We start from the raw sequence: 17,467 nt of genomic DNA, 5'->3' as shown, positions 1-17,467 counted from the left end.
ACATGGTGAACGTCGAACCCACCACGGCGGCAACCGTGCCGCCCTCCCCCATCGGTGACCACCGGTTACCTCTGCGGGACTTCATCAGGTCTTTTCGTTGTTCACCGGGCCTTTCTCGGCTGCTCGCGGTCCGTCTGGGCAGCCAGTTCACCGACGGGCTCTTCCAGGCCGCCCTGGGCGGCGCGATCCTGTTCAATCCCGAACGGCACGCCGACCCGATGGCCGTCGCCGCCGGCATGGCCGTACTACTTCTCCCCTACTCGGTGATCGGCCCGTTCGCCGGAGCCCTCCTCGACCATTGGGATCGGCGTACCGTGCTCGTCTGGGCCAACGTCCTGCGCGCGGTGCTGGTGACCCTGGTGGCGATCGTGATCGCCACCGGAACCGGCGACACCGGCGTCCTCATCGCCGCCCTGGCGGTGACCGGCGCGAGTCGTTTCGTGGCGTCCGGGCTCTCGGCCGGACTGCCACACGTTGCCGCGCGCGAGCACCTCGTCGGAATGAACTCCTTCTTCACGACCATCGGTGCGGGCGCTCTGGCCGCTGGAGCCGGCGGAGCTCTCGTCCTGCGTGAGATCTTCGGTTCCGACAACACCGGGAGTGCCGCGACCACGATGGGTGCAGTGGTGGTGGCTCTGATCGCCGCCTTCATCGCCCACCGCTTCGAACCGCTTCAGCTCGGACCCGACCACCCCGACGTCGTGGGCGGATCGCGGGCACGAAGTCCCGGCGGTTCCGCGCTGCGTGCGGTCGCGGTGGGTCTGGGCCATGGAGCCCGGGCCGTCTGGAAGGTGCCGTCGGTGGCCGCGGCCCTCTCGGCGGTCGGCGCCCACCGGCTGGTCTTCGGGGTCAACACCTTGGTGCTGCTGGTGCTGACCAAACATTCGTCGCTCGGTGGCGGGCTCACCGGCTTCGGCCTGGTGGCCGGGATGATCGCGGTCGGGATGTCCCTGGCTGCGGTGATCACACCGTTCCTCGTCGCCCGCATCGGCAGGACACGGGCGGTGGTGTCGGCGCTGGCGGTCGGAGCCCTTGCCCAGATCGCGCTGTGCACGTTCAACGGGATCGTCATCTGTGTTGCTGCCGTGGTGCTCGGACTGATCGGCCAGGTGTGCAAGCTGTGCGCCGACGCCGCGATGCAGATGGACGTCGACGACGCCCGTCGCGGGCAGGCATTTTCGTTCCAGGACGCGCTCTTCAATTTCGCATTTGTCGGTGCGGTGTTCGTGGCGGCCTTGACGATTGCGGACAACGGCAAGTCGCCCGATCTGATCATCGCGGGTTCCGTGGTCTACGTGGTGGCGATCTTTGTCGTACGTGTGGTCAACAATCGGTCATCACCGGAGAAGATCACCATCTGACCAGGAGGCGGCGTGCAGTACGGAATCGTGTTCCCGAAGGGCGCCGGCATGGAGTTCGCCGAATTGGCGGTCGCGGCGGAAGCGGCCGGTTGGGACGCCGTCTTCGGCTGGGAGGCACTGTGGGGCAACGACCCCTGGATCTCGCTGACCGCCGCGGCAATGCGCACCGAGCGCATCCGCCTGGGCACGATGCTCACCCCACTGCCCCGCCGCAAACCGTGGGATCTGGCGTCCACGACCACGACCCTCGACCGGCTGAGCAACGGCCGTGTGATCCTCGGCGTCGGCATGGGCGCCCTGCATCCCGGGTGGCTGGCCTTCGAGCGCGACCAGGGCCGCAAAACCCGCGCCGAGCTGTTCGACGAGGGACTCGACGTGCTCTTCGGTCTCTGGGCTGGTCAGCCGTTCGCCTACGACGGCAAGCACTACCAGGTGCAGCCGACGGACTTCGAGCTGCCACTGCCGCCGGTCCAGCAGCCGCGGATCACCACCTGGTGTGTCGGACTACAAGGCGCCCGCAAGTCCATGGCTCGAGCGGCTCGGTGCGACGGGCTCCTACCGAACTTCCCTCGTGACCCCGGAATCGAGGGCGTGGTGCCGGTTTCGGTGGAGCACTGGGCAGCGGTGGCCAGGGAGATCCGCGAATTGCGGGCCGAACTTGGTTTCACGGGAAACTACGACATCGTCTACGAAGGCAGCGCCGACCTGTCCGATCCGGCCGCCGAACGCGAACAGGCTGGGGAGCTTGCCGCTGCGGGCATCACCTGGTGGCTCGACTCCGATTGGGAATCCGCGTCTGCCAACCCCATCGCCTATCAACTCGAACGGATCGAGGCCGGCCCGCCAAGGGCTGACGCTCAGTCGCGGAACGGGGTCGAATAGACGTAGCGGCTCGTAGGCACGGTGTCGATGTTCTGGTCGGCACCGAAGGCGCCGGTGCTCGCGAGCATCCGGCCCATCCTGTCCGCCAGGTCTTTGTCGTCAGCGGCGCCGAAGAAGGCGTGCACATCGTGAACCGCCTCGATCGGGAACAGTTCCTCGACGATGGCGGTGAGCGGTGGCGACGTAGCCGTGAGCGGCCTCACCACCGCGTTTTGCACGTAGCCGAACGTCGACTGGGTCTCGATCGCCACGCTGGTGTGGTCGAGATGCCACCGTCGCAGCCACGTCTGTTCATCGATATGTTCTGGTCTGCGCAGAAACGCCATGTTCGCCAGCCCGGGTGTTCTGGTGCCCGATTCGACAACAGGCGGCGGCAGTGGAATCGATTCGGTGACGAGATAGGCGGCGATGTTTTCGTAATCGGGGTTTCGATAATCGCTTTCGAGAGTGTTGATCAATTCCGAGACACCGGGACCGTAGTTTTGGTGGGTCCACACGCTGATGACGGCCACAATCGGAGGTTCCAGCGTGGTCAGAGTCATGATCGAGTCGGTCACAGGCGAATCCCGGACATTGATGGTAACCCCCGAAAAATCCGCTTTCGTAGTCAATTCCACGACACGTTTTCGCAGTTCAGAGCACCATTTGTCGTCGGGAACGGGGGCACGAACGGACATCATGACTTTTTCCATGCTCGACCTCGACTGCAGACTGTGGCGACAAAGTGGTATTGGACCTGGCATTATTACCGCATGCGCAATCGTGATGAGGTGTCGGAGTTCGCAATCGAGCTCAATAAGCTCTGTGCCATTCGGTGGCCGGGTGGGTCTCGTACCGCGAACGCCGAGATCGCAGATTGGGTCACGGCAGAAACCGGCCGCAACATCGACCGGCAGTTCGTGTGGCGGATCCGCAAGGGTCGCGTGATGAAGGTCGACGGCGCCGTTCGCGACGCCATCTGCTCCTTCTTCGGGGTCTCCAAAGACCACTTTTCGAACAACCCTCGCACTCTAGGCGAAGAGGTGCAGGCGGCGATCGAAGAAACGGGACTACAGGTGGCCGGACTTCGCGCCGACCAGCTGTCGTCGACCGGGCGAGCCGAACTGGCGACGTTGCTCCGCGAGGTGAGCCGGGTACTCGAAGCAGAGAAGAGCGTCGGACAATGATGACCCGACAGAAGATGTTCCGCCTGGCCGCCGCGATCACCCCCGAAGGTGATTGGTCCTGGGAGGACTTCGAACACCGCCTCACCCGCCAACTCGATTGCGCGGTTCGCTGCATCACCTCGGACAGCCTGACCTCAGGCGAACTGACGGGGGCGGCGTTGCGTACCGCAAACGGCACCGCGATCATCGTCATCCCGGGCAACGTCTCCACTGCCCATCGCATCCACATCGCCGCGCATGAGGCCTGGCACCTGCTGGCAGGCCACGACGGTTGCGATCAGAACTCACGCCGGGAGGCCAAGGCCGAGGCCTTTGCCACCACAGTGGGCACGCTCGCCGAAGGCCGAGGCAATGAGCCCCGGACCAATCGCGCCCTGACCGCTGCATTCGGAGCTGTTGGCATCGTGGCATGAACACCCTTCTCGGGGCCCTGGCTTGGACAGGGGTGGCCCTGGGAATCCTGATCGCCCTCCGAGGCGGTTGGTATCGCCGTGCCACGACAATCGTCTTCGGTGTGTGCATCACGTTTTACTGCCTCACCGGAGAGAACTACCTAGCGCTCGTACCCGAAGACGGGGTACGACATCTGATGACCACTGCCGAACGCATGTGGGGCGCAACATCAGCTGTGCTTGCCGGTTGTGCGCTGGTCGGTGCGTTGATCGCGATCCGGAGAAACAGCCTGGATCCCGACGGCGACGAGTGGACCGATCCCGAACTGCACCAACGGGTGATGATCCTGGTGCTCGGTGCCGCAGCGTCTGTCGCGGTGATCAACATGACCCTCGTGCACGCGGACTTCCCGCCGTCGGCCAACTTCCTCACCGAATACGGTGACCACTTCAACGTTGTTCTGTACGAGGCGGTCTTCGCCATCTGGATCGGTCTTCCGGCAGGCTTTCTCGGCTGGACCGTGGTGCGCTCCGAGCTCGGCCCGCTGCGCTATCTCGTCGGCCTGGGCGGTCTCTTCGGTGTGGGCTGGGCGGCGTGGAAGTTCGTCGGAACCGCGCTCATCTATATCGCGGACATCCCCATAGCCGAGACAAGCCCTGTCAGCGTCACATTGGGACTGCTGGCGCTCGGCTTTTGCGTTGCCGGGTCGCTGCTTCTCAGTCTCGAGGCCGCGTTCCAGGTGTGGCGTGCCGGCCGCACCTACCGCACCGCGCGAGCGCTCGAAGACCGGCGACTGCGCCGGCACAATCCCGCCGCCTGAAACGACTCGGGCACAACCTCACAGCTTGAACTTGTAGACCTTGCCGCTGTCGTCGCGCGGGAGATGGTCGAGCACCTCGATGATCCGTGGCAGCTTGTATGACGCCAAGCGCTCACTGAGCGCATCAAGCAGCTGGGTCGGCTGGACGTCATACCCGGGCCTGGCCACCACATACAGGGCCACCTGCTCCCCCAGGTCACCCTCGTGTGGTCGGCCGACCGCGGCAGCGTCTTCGACGTACGCCAGTTCCATCGCGGCGGCCTCGATCTCGGCGGGATAGATGTTGACCCCGCCGGAGATGATCACCTCGGTGCTGCGGCCCGTCAAGAACAGGTATCCGTCGTCGTCGACGTAGCCGACATCGCCCACATCCAGAGGGAACCGGGCCGGCGTGGGGCTGCGTAGGTAGGTGAAGGCCGGCCAGTCCGGCGCCGGCTGGATCTGTACACGCCCCGCCGTTCCGGCCGGCACCGGCCGGCCCGTGTCGTCGACGATCCTCACCGAAGAACCGCCCACCGGACGGCCGACCGATCCTGGACGCTCCGACCACTCCTGTGCGTCGATCCAGGTGATGATCCCGCCTTCGGTGCAGCCGAAGAACTCTTTGACCGCGTCCCCGAACCACTCGATGGAAGCACGCTTGATGGCCGGTGGGCACGGCGCCGCCGAATGGACGAGATGCGTCAGAGACGACACGTCGTAGGAGGTCCGAACCTCGGGTGGCAGCGACAGCAACCGGGAGAGCATCGTGGGGACGACCTTGGCCTGCTCGATACGCCTGGTGTGGATCAACTCGAGAAAATCTTCGGCATCCCACCTCGGCATGAGGGTCACGTTCGAGCCAACCCGCAGGCCCAAGAGAGCAAAAGCATTGGGACTTGCGTGATACAGCGGTCCGGCGACAAGCAGCTCGCCGCCTTGCCGGAGCCCCATGCGTTCGGCCGTGGCCGCAGCCACGGTGAACAGTTGATCCGCGCTCATGCGCTCGCGCACAACGCCTTTGGGCCGTCCGGTGGTACCCGAGGTGTAGATCAGGCCGAGCGAGGCCGCCATGGCCCCCTCCCCGTACTCGAGCCCGTCGGACTGACTTGCGATGAGTGCTTCATGCGAATTGCGGCGGTTCACCCCGTCGGTGACCTCGACGATCTGCACAGTCGAGCGCGCCGCGGCAACGGCCTGGCGGGCGGTGCGCAGATGCATCGTGTCGCAGAAGAGGATCCGCAGCTCGCAGTCGTCGAGGATGTAGGTGATCTCTGGTGCGGTCCAGTGCCAATTGATGGGCACCGGGTTGCCTCCTGCAGAGGCGATGGCGATGGAGATCTCGAGGAAGTCGACGCTGTTGAAGGCGAGGAGTCCGACCCTCTCGCCGAACTCGACACCGCAGTCGACCAGGGCTGACGCCATCCGGCCCGCCCGGTCGAAGCACTCTTGGTGAGTGCGAGCGGTGGACCCGCACAGCACCACAGGCTCTACGTCTTCCTGGGCCGCCCCGAAGTCTTGCACTGCATCTGCCCTCATGGTTGACTGAGCCTTACTTCCATTTCTGATCGTAACGGTCATTCAAGTGGAGCGAGGGGTGGCTCTCAGGGTGGCTGCTGACAGGGGCGGCAACCGCCCTGAGACTCGTCGCCCGATTCGAGCGGCCGTCTGTGCGAACCATCCGCCGATTGTCCGATGAAATCGATATCCGAAAACTGTTAGCGGAGCTACCCATAGCGGTCGAACGTCAAACCTTCCGGCCCGGGATGGGCCCCCGAGTCGGCGACACCATTCAGATCCGAGTCGATCAGCACCTGATCGAACTTCCCGTCGTCATCGGTGTCGATGTAGAGCCGCCCGCCGGTGCGGGAGACCGCGATGTCGTCCTGTCCATCGGCGTTGCTGTCGAACGTACGCTCCCCTGGTGGTGCAGACGGCTCTTCCGGGTTTACCGGCGACGGCGAACGGGCCGGATCAGGCGGCACGTCCGGTCCGGCACCGGCAAGGCCCTCGGACCGCTTTCCCCACACTCCTGAACCATCGTCGGTGAACCAGGCGTCGACGGCGCCGTCGTCGTCGAGGTCGAGCGCGCTGCAGTCGGCCCGTCCGTCATGGTCGCGATCCCACAACGCATCGTCGGACAGTCCGTCGCCGTCGAAGTCGAGCCGAACCGCATCCGGAGCACCTCCTCCGAGGGTCAGATCTGCCGACGAGGTCCAGGTGCTGGTCCGCCCGTCACCGGCCCCGAAGACATACTCGATCGTCGGTTCCATGAGTACTTGGACGGCGCTGGTGGGTGACGGGTTCCGCCGTGCCCCTTCGCGGTAGCGTAAGAGCGACCCAAGTGCCCGGCGCCACCCAGCATGACCTGCGAGGAGGACCTTCGGATGTACGTCAGCGAGCTCGGTGACCTATGGCATCGGGCCCGAACAGAGCCCGTCAGCATCCACCTCGATTCCGCCGCGGCATCGCGCGCTTCGAATCAGGTCATCGAAACCATCACCGCTCACCTGTGGCGTGAGGCCGAGCGCGGCGCCTACGTGGCCCAGGAACAGATCACCGAGTCGCTGGACCGGTGCCGTCGTGACATCGCCACGCTCGTCGGGCGCCAGGCGCATGAGCTCGCGTTCCGCGAGTCCGCGAAGGCCGCGCTCCGCGCGCTGCTGACCTTCTGGAATCTCCCGATCTCGGCATCGGTGTGGGTGGCCAAAAACGAGTTCGGGCCCAACCTCGACGAGTTCGAGCGCCGCGGGTACGCCGTGCACACCATCCCGTCCGCCGACGTGTACGGACACGTCGACACCGATGCGCTCGAGAACATGCTGCAGTTCGAGCAGCCCGACTTCATCCACGTGTGCCACATCGGATCTCACAGCGGAGTCGTGCAGCCGGTCGAGAAGATCGTCGAGCTGGCGCGTACCGCCGGGGTACCGGTGGTGGTCGATGTCGCCCAGTCGTTCGGTCAACGAGACTGCGCTTCCGGTGCCGACGTGGTCTACGGAACGAGCCGCAAGTGGCTGGCCGGTCCTCGCGGCGTCGGCTTCCTCGCAGTGCGCGGCGACTCGGTACGGCCTGCGGAGATCGAGAGTTCCGAAGCGTTTGTCGCGGGACGTCTCGGTCTGGGTGTGGCGATCCAGGAGCTGCAGAGCTTCGGCCCCGAGCGGGTCAGCCGCGAACTCGCGGCCATCGGGCAGTTCACCCGGGAGCGGTTGCACGGCATCGGCAGCTGGGAGGTGATCGAACCGATCAACGAGCCCTCGGCGATCGTCACCCTCGCACCTCCCCCGGGCTGGGGCCCGACGGACGTGCTGGCGGCACGAGACAAATTGCGGTCCATCGGCATCCTGGTCACCTGCGCCGACAGCTGGCGTGCGCCGCTCAGTGCCGAGCAGTCGGTGCTGCGGATCAGCCCGCACCTCGACGTCCAGCGGTCGCACCTGGACCAGCTCGCGAACGAACTTCGCGGGATGGGTTACTGAGTCCTCTTCTTCTCCGCCCGCACCAGGCCTGAGCCGATGATCAGCCGCTGTATCTCACTGGTGCCCTCGTACAACCGCAGGAGTCGCGCGTCTCGGTAAATGCGTTCCACCACAACACCTCTGATGTACCCACTGCCCCCGTGAACCTGAACCGCGAGGTCGGCGACCTTGCCCAGCATCTCGGTGCAATACAGCTTTGCCACCGACGGCGCGATGCGCCGGTCCTCGCCGCTGACCCATTTGCGCGCCGCCTCGGCCACCAGCGCCCGGCCGGCCATCACGCCGGTTTGCTGGTCGGCGAGCATTGCCTGCACCAACTGGAAGTCGCCGATCGTGGTGCCTCCCTGCGTCGTCAGCGCGGCGTACTGCACCGATTCGTCCAATGCACGTTGCGCCTGCCCGACTGCGACTGCCGCGATGTGGATGCGGCCACGGGCGAGAATTGTCATGGCCGCCCGGTATCCCACCTCTGGATCACCGCCGACAAGTGACGCGGCGGGTACCCGGACGTCGTCGAAGAAGACCTGGGCGGTCACCGACCCTTGTTGGCCCATCTTCGAATCCTTCGGGCCCACACTCACTCCGGGAGTATCGGCAGGCACCAGGAAGACTGCGATGCCCGGGCCGGTCTCATCGGCCGGCCGGTAGCGCGCAAACACCACGAACAGATCGGCCCACGGCGCGTTGGTGATGTAGCGCTTCTCCCCGCTGATCACCCAATCATCCCCGTCGGCAACGGCTTTCGTTCGTAGGCCCGCCGGATTCGAACCGGCCCCATCCTCGGTGAGCGCAAACGACGCCACCACCTCGCCCGACGCGATCCGGCTCAGCCAGGCTTCTTTCTGTTCATCGGTTCCGAACTCCACCAGCACCTGCCCAGCGATGCCGTTGTTGGTGCCGAGGCTCGACCGGAAGGCCAGACTCGTGTAGCCCAACTCCTGTGCGAGCCGGACATCCTGCTCGAGGTCCAGACCGAGACCACCCCACTGCTGAGGGATCGCGAACCCGAACAAGCCCATGTCCTTGGCCGCCTGCAAGAGGTCGGCAGGAATCGCATCGCCGTCGGCGATCTCCTGCTCGCGCGGAACCACCTGCTCACGCACAAAACTCCGGGTTGCCGCCAGGATGTCGGCCAGGTCGTCCTCGGTGACTTCGCTCATCGCACCAGGATAGGGTCAAGCGCTCGCAGACACTGCCGCCTTGACGATCTCGGTGACTGCCGGGCGTGCCGCGTCGGCATCGCTGGGCACCAACGCAATTCGGGTGCGTCTGGCCAGGATGTCATCAACGTTCAGCGCCCCTTCGGCGGTCAGCGCGTACTGCACTTCGGCCCGGGTGACGTCGATGTCCTCGGCTATTCGGCCGGCCGGGTTGCTCACCGTGGCCGTCTCGATGACGCGCTCGGCCTCGGCACCGAACCGCGCCACCAGCGACTCCGGCAGTGTGCTGTCGCCGGTCCGCCCGACGGCGCCCACCAGTGCCAGTGACTCGGTCTCGCACGATGCCGCGCGTATGCCGCCGCGCTGGACGGCTTCGTCGACGGCGTCCTGGGCCATCTGGCGGTAGGTCGTCAGCTTCCCGCCGACCACCGTGATCACACCTGTGGGACTGACCCGGACCAGATGGTTGCGCGACAGGTCCGCGGTGGCCCGCTCCCCCGTGCCGCCGTCGTCGATCAGCGGTCGCAGTCCCGAGTAGGTGCCGCGAATGTCCGACCGGGTGAGTTCTCGGCGCAGTGCCTGATTGATCGTGTTGAGCAGCAGATCGATCTCGTTCTTGGACGGGGTGGGCTCGTCCGGGATGTCGCCTGGTGCGTCTTCGTCGGTGAGCCCGATGTACACCCGGCCCAGCTGCTGCGGCAGTGCGAAGACGAACCGGCTGATGCTGCCCGCCATCGGAACGGTGAGGGCGGCGGTCGGATTCCCCACAGCAGCGGCGTCGACCACGAGATGCGTTCCGCGACTTGGCCGTAGGCGTATCGAATCGTCGACCTGGCCCGACCACACCCCGGTGGCGTTGATCACCGACCGGGCTGCGATCGGGAAGCTGTGGCCCGTCCGGGTGTCGGTGAGCACAGCGCCGTGCCCGGTGACGTCGGAGGCGCGGGTGTAGGTACAGATGCTGGCGCCGAGACCCGCCGCGGTACGCGCGAGTGCGACCACCAGACGGGCATCGTCGATGAGCTGCCCATCGTGTCCCAGGACCGCCGACCGCAACCCATCGGTCCGGATTCCCGGACACAGTTCGCCGGCCCGCTGCGCCGAGACCCGGCGTGAGCGCGGCAATACGGCGGCAGGGGTCTTGGCGTTGTGCCGCAGCACATCTCCGGCAAGCATGCCTGCGCGGGCCGCGACCTTGGCGACAAACGGGGTGTCGGAGTAGACAGGCAACAGCTGGCCGACCGGCCGTACGAGATGCGGTGCGATCACCGTCATCACCCGATGACGTTCGAGCGCGGATTCGCGTGCGATCGCGATGTTGCCGGTCGCGAGGTATCGCAGACCGCCATGGACGAGTTTGCTGCTCCATCGGCTGGTTCCGAACGCCAGGTCATGCGCCTCCACCAACACCACCGAGAGCCCGCGGGCTGCTGCATCGAGTGCCGCCCCGGCCCCTGTGACACCCCCACCGATGACCAGTACGTCCACCGGATCGGTGCGCGAAGCGAGTTGTGCGAGTTCGCTGGTGCGGCGGTCGGCGTTCAACGACGCATCGGCAAAAGACAGGGGTCGGCCGGTCATGGCGCGCTCCTCAGATAGGACATGAGTGCGTGCCGCAGTTCTGGCGACCATCGCTCACCGAGAATGGGTTCGACGATCGCGTGGGACTGGATCGTGGACTGGCAGATCAGCAGGACCATGGTGGCCAGCTGGTCCGGATCGCCGTCGCGGATGTCGCCGCGGCGCTGACCGTCTGCGATCGTGCGGTTCAGAAGTGCGAGCACCGCTTGCTGACTCCGTCCGAACCTGACGAACACATACGGTGCCAGCGCTGCCGACGGCTCACTCCACAACACCGCGAACAGGTCGTTGCGACGGATGGCGTCGGCCACGGCGACAATTCGGTCGACCTTGTCCCCCAGCGATGTGCCTTGTGGCGGCTCGCCGGCGATGACCCGGCTCATCTCCCTCGTGACGAGGTCGGCGGTCACCGACTGCACGTCGGGCCAGCGTCGGTACACGGTCGGCCGACTCACGCCGGCCAGTCGCGCGACCTCGGCGAGGGTGATCTTGCCGCCTTCTGCGCGCACGAGACATATCCGCGCCGCGTCGAGAACGCGGTCGGCGACGGATGCATCGCCCACTGCGGCGATCTTGGCGTGACGGATTGACATATTGTGTAAAACTGTAACGCATGACGGTGAACTACCCACAACACGCACTACCGCTTCCCCCGATGAAGTGGGATGCGTGGGGAGCGGAAGGGGCGGCCACCCACCTCTCCGCTGACATCAAGAACCTTCTTGTCGGCGTCTTGGGTATCTCCGGCGATCCGATCGATGCACCGACCGCCGATCAGGTGCGCCTGTCCCCCACCCGCCTGACCGACGCCGACCTCGATGCGTTGCGCGCGATCGTCGACGCCGTCTCGACCGCCGACGGTGATCGGCTGATCCGATCCGGCGGTAAATCGACCCTGGACCTGTTGCGACGCAAGCAGATAGACCAGGCCGCGCCGGACGGTGTGGCGATCCCCGCGTCTGACGACGAGGTACATGCCCTGCTGCAGTGGTGCGCGCTCTCCGAGGTGGCCGTGGTGCCCTTCGGCGGCGGCACCAGCGTGGTCGGTGGCCTCGATCCCGACAGCGGCGAGCACCGCGCGACGCTGTTGGTCGACCTGCGCCGTTTCGACGAACTGCTCGCGATCGACACCGTGTCGGGGCAGGCCACCCTCGGCGCAGGGGTGACCGGACCGGCCGCCGAACAACTCCTCGCCGAACACGGCTTCACACTCGGGCACTTTCCACAGAGCTTTCAGTTCGCCACCATCGGCGGGTTCGCGGCCACCCGATCGTCGGGGCAGGCATCAGCCGGGTACGGGCGCTTCGACGACATGGTGACCGGCCTACGAGTGGTCACGCCCGTTGGCACCCTCGACCCGGGTGGCGCGCCGAAAACTGCTGCAGGGCCGGACCTTCGGCAACTGTTCCTCGGTTCGGAAGGCACCTTCGGGATCATCACGCAGGTCACCGTGCGAGTTCGCCGCATCCCCCCGGTGACCATCGGCGAAGCATGGCACTTTCCCGACTTCGCCTCCGGCGCAGATGCGTTGCGTGCCGTGGCACAGCAAGGCGGTGGTCCTACGGTGATGCGGTTGTCGGATGAGGCGGAGACCGGGGTGAACCTGGCGAGGCCAGCAGAGATCGGCGCAGGTGATCAGGACGGCGCCCGGTCAGGCGGCTGCCTGGCGATCACGACCTTCGAGGGCACAGACGATCTCGCCGCCGCGCGCCGCGACCTCACCGCCGCCCTGTTCTCGGCTGCCGGCGCCACATCGATGGGCGCCGAGCCCGCGAGGGCCTGGGCGCACGGCAGGTTCAACGCCCCGTACCTACGTGATGCGCTGCTCGCGATCGGCGTCGGTTGCGAAACCCTCGAGACCGCGACCACCTGGGCCGGGCTGGCAGACACGAAGGCTGCCGTGGCCACAGCCCTGACCACCGCCATCGAGGAATCCGGCTCCCCCGCCCTTGTCCTCTGCCACATCTCCCACACCTACCCCACCGGGGCTTCGTTGTACTTCACGGTGGTCTACCGGGCCACAGATGATCCCATCGGGCAGTGGTTGCATGCGAAAAGCGCTGCATCACAAGCGATGATCGATTCCGGTGCGACGATCACCCACCATCACGCCGTCGGCGCCGACCACCGGCCGTGGCTGGCGGACGAGGTCGGCGACGTGGGACTGCGGGTCCTGCGCGCGGTGAAATCCGCGCTCGACCCCACCGGCATCCTCAACCCGGGCAAACTCATCCCATGACCACTGCGATCGCCAGGGTGTCCGCTCTGATCAATCCCGCTGCCCGCCATGGCCTCGGCGTACGCGCCGCAACCACCGCACTCGCCGCGCTGCGTGACCGCGGTGTGGAGGTGACCGAGCTGGTCGGCCGCGACCCCGACGACGCCCGCGAACTCGCGCGCACGGCGGCCGCATCCGACATCGACGCCCTGGTGGTGGTCGGCGGCGACGGCAGCGTTCGCCTGGCCCTGGAGGCCGTCGGCGGCACCGGTGTCCCGCTGGGTCTCATCCCGGCCGGGACCGGCAACGACCACGCACGCGCTCTGGGGATCCCCACCGACGACCCTGCTGCTGCGGCCGCCATCATCGCGGCCGGACGCCGCCGACCGTTCGACATCGCGGTCATCACGCCGGCCGGCGGCCCCAGTGCCGTTTTCGGAACGGTCGCGGCCACCGGACTCGACGCGCTGGTCACCGAGCGCGCGAACAACATGTCTTGGCCCAAGGGGCAATTGCGCTATCCATTGGCGGCGGTCGCCGAACTGTCGCGGATGAAGCCGTTTCGCTATCGGATCACGGTGGACGACAACACATTCGAACGCGACCTCATCCTGGCGGCGGTGGGCAACACACCCTCGTACGGCGGCGGGATGAAGATCACGCCGTCGGCGGTCATCGACGACGGCCTGCTCGACCTCACGCTGATCTCTCACGGACCACGTCTGAAGATGTTCGGATTGTTCCCGACCATGTACAGCGGCAAGCACATCGACCACAAAGAGGTCGAGCAGTTCCGTGGTTCACGCATTGTCCTGGACTGCGTACCAACCGCGCCGATCTATGCCGATGGCGACCGGATCGGGCGTTTGCCGGCAACCATCGAGGTGCGACCGGGTGCGGTAACGTTCCTGGCGTAGCCGCCGTCGTCGTCGGGCACCAATCCAAGCCGCACGGGGCTTCCCTTCCGCAGAGTCCCGTCGTGCCGAGTCCCGTCCTGCCGAGGAGTTCCTGTGCTCAAAACGTGATGTATCCGCCCATCTCGACGTCGACATCACCGGCGAGACCGATCTGGAGTTCCAGATCACCGTGGCCCCGCATCCCGGGGCCGAGGTCACCGAGTCGCTGTCCTTTGTACTGGACGGAAAACCCGTGTCGGCCAAAGAGATCAGCGGTGCGCACGGAAGCCGCATCCACATGCTGCACGCCGGGGTGGGCAATCTGCAGGTGGAGTACACCGCCACCGTCCTCGGTTCCGCCGACCCGGCACCGGTGTCCGACCACGACCTGTCGATGTACCTGCGGCCGAGCCGATACGCTGAGGCCGACAAGTTCTTCGGTTTCGCCGCAAAGCAATTCGGCGATATGACCGACCCCGCGGAGCTGCTCGAGAAGGTCGCATCGTGGGTGGGTACGCATCTGGACTACGTCCCGGGTTCCAGCGACCCCATCGACGGTGCCGCCGATACCCTGCTGGCCGGCGCCGGCGTCTGCCGCGACTACGCACACCTGGTGGTCGCGATCCTGCGGGCGGTGAACGTCCCGGCTCGACTTGTCGCCGTGTACGCGCCCGGTTGCGATCCGATGGACTTCCACGCGGTCGCCGAGGCATTCGTTGACGACCGGTGGCGAGTTGTCGATGCCACCTGCCTGGCGCCTCGCCAGACATTGGTCCGCATCTCGACCGGCCGTGACGCCGCGGACACCGCCTTTCTCGACAACCACAGGGGCGCGATCACCCTGAACAAGGCAACGGTGACCGCTGTGGTCGACGGCCCGTTCCCGAACGACGACATCAGCGAGATGGTGTCACTCAGCTAGGCAAGGAACAGCCGGTTCAGCTCTGCTGCTCGGCGGCCCACCATTGCCGCAACGCCTCTTCGGCCTCCTCGCGCGACATGGGTCCGCGATCGAGCCGTAGTTCCTTGAGATACCGCCAGGCCTTGCCGACCATCGGGCCCGGGGGCAGATCGAGCAGCTCCATGATGGTGTTGCCGTCGAGGTCGGGCCGGACCTTCGCCAGGTCTTCCTGTTCGGCGATCCTGGCGATGCGCTGCTCGAGGTTGTCGTAGTTCTGTTGCAACTTGCGCGCCCGGCGCTTGTTGCGAGTGGTGCAGTCGGCCCGCACCAGTTTGTGCAGCCTCGGCAGCAGGGGACCGGCATCGGTCACGTAGCGTCGCACCGCCGAATCGGTCCATTGATTGTCGCCGTAGCCGTGGAACCTCAGATGCAGGAACACCAGGTTCGCGACGTCCTCGATGACCGCCTTCGGATACTTCAGAGCGCGCAGGCGCTTGCGGACCATCTTGGCGCCGACCACTTCGTGGTGATGAAAACTCACCCCACCGTTCGGTTCGTGACGCCTGGTCGCCGGCTTGCCGATGTCGTGCAGGATCGCCGCCCACCGCAAGACCAGATCGGGATCGCCGTCCTCGAGATCCATCGCCTGGGCGAGCACGGTGAGGGAGTGGGTGTAGACATCCTTGTGCTGATGGTGTTCGTCGATGGCCAACTTCATCCCGGGGATCTCGGGGATGATCAGCTCGGCCAGGCCGGTCTCACACAACGTCTCGACTCCCTCGACCGCATGTTCGCCGAGGATCAGCTTGTCGAGTTCGGCTGCAATCCGCTCCACAGTGATCCGTTCGATCTGGCCTGCCATCTCCACCGTGGCCGCGAACACCCGTGGTGACAGCGAGAACCCGAGCTGCGAGACGAACCGCACACCGCGCAACATGCGCAGCGGATCGTCGTTGAATGAATCCTCGGGCGCGGCGGGCGTGTCGATCACCCCGGCCAGCAACGCGTCCATCCCACCGAGAGGGTCGATGAACTCCTGGCTGCCGTCGGCACCGATCTTCACGGCCATCGCATTCATGGAGAAGTCGCGGCGCACCAGATCGTCTTCGAGTCGATCACCGAACCGCACCTGGGGGTTGCGGCTCACCCGGTCGTAGGAATCGGCCCTGAACGTGGTGATCTCGATCTGGATACCCGCCCTGACCGCGCTGATGGTGCCGAACTCGATCCCGGTGTCCCAGATGGCCTCGGCCCACCCGCGCAGCAACTCCTGCACCTGCTCGGGACGTGCGTCGGTGGTGAAGTCCAGGTCGCCGGTGCTGAGCCGGCCCAGCACCGCGTCGCGCACCGAGCCGCCCACGAGGAACAGCTCGTGTCCCGCTGCGGCAAATCGAGCCCCGAGGGGATCGAGGGTGTCCGAGAGTCCCCGCAACGACACCGCAGCGGCTGCGAGCAACCTGGTGCGTCGCTCATCGGCGGCCGAGGTGCCGGTGGAAGAAGGGGGAGTTGTCACGACTGGCCAGACTACCGACCGACCGGCGACGATCCGAACCCCGATCGCGCGGCATGACCAAACCGCGGTGGGTCCAGGGCGCCGCCATCGGCCCCGCTGGCAGAAACGGTGGGTTAACGGCGACTAGCATCGTGTGAGTGTCAGCCGAACCCACCGAGCCGAATAGGGACGTCCCTCGACGTCCGCGGCGCAGGCGCGGCAATCGGCGCGGCGGATCGACAGCCACCCGGATCGACAGCTCTCATCACAGTGGAGCAGAGCCCCGTCCCCAGCCGAGTCCCCAGCCAGGTCCGGAACCGCAACGCAGCGACGACTCGACCGTCACCGACGCCACCGCGTCGGCCCCCGGATCGCGACGATCGCGTCGCGGACGTCGCCGAAAGCCGTCACGCCCCGCCGACCACAGCGTCGAGGCCGCCCGTAGTGAATCCACCGGGGTCGCCGGAACCCACGTTGTCGAAGGTCGGACCGCGCAGGTCAAGCCTTCGGATGTGGGCAAGGTCAAAGCCCCTGCCAAGGTGCCCCCGAACCTGGCCAAACAACGACTTCGCACGGTGCGGGAGACCTCGGCCGGCGGGCTGATGGTGTCGGGCCTCGACGGACCGCACGAGCAGCGGTGCGCCGCCCTCATCGGGCGGGTCGATCGCCGCGGCCGGATGATGTGGTCGCTGCCGAAAGGTCACATCGAGACGGGGGAGACCGCCGAACAGACGGCGATCCGTGAGGTCGCCGAGGAGACGGGCATCGAGGGCAACGTGGTGGCCCCCCTCGGAAAGATCGACTACTGGTTTGTCAGTGAGGGCAAACGGATCCACAAGACGGTGCACCATTACCTGATGCGCTTCACCGGTGGTGAACTCTCCGACGCCGACTACGAGGTGGCCGAAGTCGCCTGGGTTCCACTCGCCGAGCTCCCTCGTCGACTGACCTATTCGGACGAGCGACGACTGGCGCGCGTCGCCGAGGACGTCATCGCCGAGCTCGTCGCCGACCCCGACCGGATGGCCGAGTCCGAGGCCAAGGGGGCGCGCACCGAACCGAACGCCTACGAGAAGGCCGCGGCCGCGCGGAACCAGAAGCGCAACGAGCCTCCGCCCGCACCGGCGAGGCCTCGCCGC

17 protein-coding genes are annotated in these 17,467 nt (G+C 66.3%); 10 read left to right on the top strand and 7 right to left on the bottom strand.

Features of this window, described 5'->3' with window-relative positions; translation table 11 throughout:
- Positions 1-2 precede the first annotated feature (2 nt).
- Both W823_RS43285 and W823_RS43280 read left to right on the top strand, forming a co-directional pair.
- A complete protein-coding gene (locus W823_RS43285; protein ID WP_023958353.1) occupies positions 3-1,361 on the top strand; it encodes an MFS transporter in 1,359 nt (452 codons plus the stop codon).
- A gap of 12 nt (positions 1,362-1,373) precedes the next feature.
- The gene (locus tag W823_RS43280) at positions 1,374-2,243 is read left to right on the top strand and encodes an LLM class flavin-dependent oxidoreductase (protein ID WP_023958352.1); all 870 of its coding nucleotides are present in this window, start codon (positions 1,374-1,376) and stop codon (positions 2,241-2,243) included.
- Here W823_RS43280 and W823_RS43275 read toward each other — a convergent pair.
- Entirely contained in the window at positions 2,219-2,935 is a 717-nt protein-coding gene (locus W823_RS43275; protein WP_023958351.1) for an EthD domain-containing protein, read from the bottom strand. The genes W823_RS43280 and W823_RS43275 overlap by 25 nt on opposite strands.
- Positions 2,936-2,995: 60 nt before the next feature.
- On the opposite strand from W823_RS43275, the gene W823_RS43270 reads away from it, so the two are divergent.
- Genes W823_RS43270 through W823_RS0129205 form a run of 3 tightly spaced genes read left to right on the top strand, consistent with a single transcriptional unit; the run spans position 2,996 to position 4,622 of the window.
- Positions 2,996-3,409 carry a hypothetical protein gene (locus tag W823_RS43270; RefSeq protein WP_023958350.1) on the top strand — a complete coding sequence of 138 codons (414 nt, stop codon included), beginning with the start codon at positions 2,996-2,998 and terminating at the stop codon, positions 3,407-3,409.
- Entirely contained in the window at positions 3,406-3,822 is a 417-nt protein-coding gene (locus W823_RS43265) for a hypothetical protein (protein WP_030166927.1), read from the top strand. Before W823_RS43270 ends, W823_RS43265 begins: the two co-directional genes overlap by 4 nt.
- Positions 3,819-4,622 (top strand): hypothetical protein, encoded by an 804-nt coding sequence (locus W823_RS0129205; protein WP_062796123.1) that lies wholly within the window; start codon positions 3,819-3,821, stop codon positions 4,620-4,622. Before W823_RS43265 ends, W823_RS0129205 begins: the two co-directional genes overlap by 4 nt.
- An 18-nt stretch (positions 4,623-4,640) precedes the next feature.
- Here the strand turns inward: W823_RS0129205 and W823_RS0129200 are convergent, their stop codons facing one another.
- Positions 4,641-6,140: an AMP-binding protein gene (locus W823_RS0129200; protein ID WP_081729757.1), complete on the bottom strand. Its 1,500-nt coding sequence runs from the start codon at positions 6,138-6,140 to the stop codon at positions 4,641-4,643.
- A gap of 188 nt (positions 6,141-6,328) precedes the next feature.
- Positions 6,329-6,874, bottom strand: a complete 546-nt coding sequence (locus W823_RS43260; protein WP_023958348.1) for a hypothetical protein — start codon at positions 6,872-6,874, stop codon at positions 6,329-6,331.
- Between the two features lie 114 nt (positions 6,875-6,988).
- On the opposite strand from W823_RS43260, the gene W823_RS43255 reads away from it, so the two are divergent.
- The gene (locus W823_RS43255; RefSeq protein ID WP_031332350.1) at positions 6,989-8,080 is read left to right on the top strand and encodes an aminotransferase class V-fold PLP-dependent enzyme; all 1,092 of its coding nucleotides are present in this window, start codon (positions 6,989-6,991) and stop codon (positions 8,078-8,080) included.
- Here W823_RS43255 and W823_RS43250 read toward each other — a convergent pair.
- The 3 genes from W823_RS43250 to W823_RS43240 are packed head-to-tail and all read right to left on the bottom strand — an operon-like array spanning position 8,074 to position 11,414.
- Positions 8,074-9,240, bottom strand: a complete 1,167-nt coding sequence (locus W823_RS43250) for an acyl-CoA dehydrogenase family protein (protein ID WP_023958346.1) — start codon at positions 9,238-9,240, stop codon at positions 8,074-8,076. The genes W823_RS43255 and W823_RS43250 overlap by 7 nt on opposite strands.
- 15 nt (positions 9,241-9,255) lie before the next feature.
- Entirely contained in the window at positions 9,256-10,821 is a 1,566-nt protein-coding gene (locus W823_RS43245) for a glycerol-3-phosphate dehydrogenase/oxidase (protein ID WP_023958345.1), read from the bottom strand.
- Entirely contained in the window at positions 10,818-11,414 is a 597-nt protein-coding gene (locus W823_RS43240) for a TetR/AcrR family transcriptional regulator (RefSeq protein ID WP_023958344.1), read from the bottom strand. The genes W823_RS43245 and W823_RS43240 overlap by 4 nt, the downstream gene beginning before the upstream one ends.
- Before the next feature lie 20 nt (positions 11,415-11,434).
- Here W823_RS43240 and W823_RS43235 point away from each other — a divergent pair, with 20 nt between their 5' ends.
- The 3 genes from W823_RS43235 (at position 11,435) to W823_RS43225 (ending at position 14,857) form a co-directional block, all read left to right on the top strand.
- Positions 11,435-13,060, top strand: coding sequence for an FAD-binding oxidoreductase (locus W823_RS43235; RefSeq protein ID WP_081729756.1), 1,626 nt, complete (start codon positions 11,435-11,437; stop codon positions 13,058-13,060).
- Entirely contained in the window at positions 13,057-13,956 is a 900-nt protein-coding gene (locus tag W823_RS43230; protein ID WP_023958342.1) for a diacylglycerol kinase, read from the top strand. The genes W823_RS43235 and W823_RS43230 overlap by 4 nt, the downstream gene beginning before the upstream one ends.
- Before the next feature lie 91 nt (positions 13,957-14,047).
- The gene (locus tag W823_RS43225; RefSeq protein WP_031332348.1) at positions 14,048-14,857 is read left to right on the top strand and encodes a transglutaminase family protein; all 810 of its coding nucleotides are present in this window, start codon (positions 14,048-14,050) and stop codon (positions 14,855-14,857) included.
- Between the two features lie 16 nt (positions 14,858-14,873).
- On the opposite strand, the gene W823_RS43220 is transcribed toward W823_RS43225, so the two are convergent.
- Positions 14,874-16,349, bottom strand: a complete 1,476-nt coding sequence (locus tag W823_RS43220; RefSeq protein WP_031332346.1) for a CCA tRNA nucleotidyltransferase — start codon at positions 16,347-16,349, stop codon at positions 14,874-14,876.
- 137 nt (positions 16,350-16,486) lie between these two features.
- Between W823_RS43220 and W823_RS58825 the strand changes: the two genes are divergently transcribed.
- Positions 16,487-17,467: NUDIX hydrolase (locus tag W823_RS58825; protein ID WP_023958337.1), on the top strand; the 981-nt coding region annotated here is incomplete at its 3' end.

Origin of the sequence: Williamsia sp. D3, assembly GCF_000506245.1 — a bacterium.
Taxonomy (GTDB): Bacteria; Actinomycetota; Actinomycetes; order Mycobacteriales; family Mycobacteriaceae; genus Williamsia; species Williamsia muralis.
This window is presented reverse-complemented; position numbering and strand designations above follow the sequence as displayed.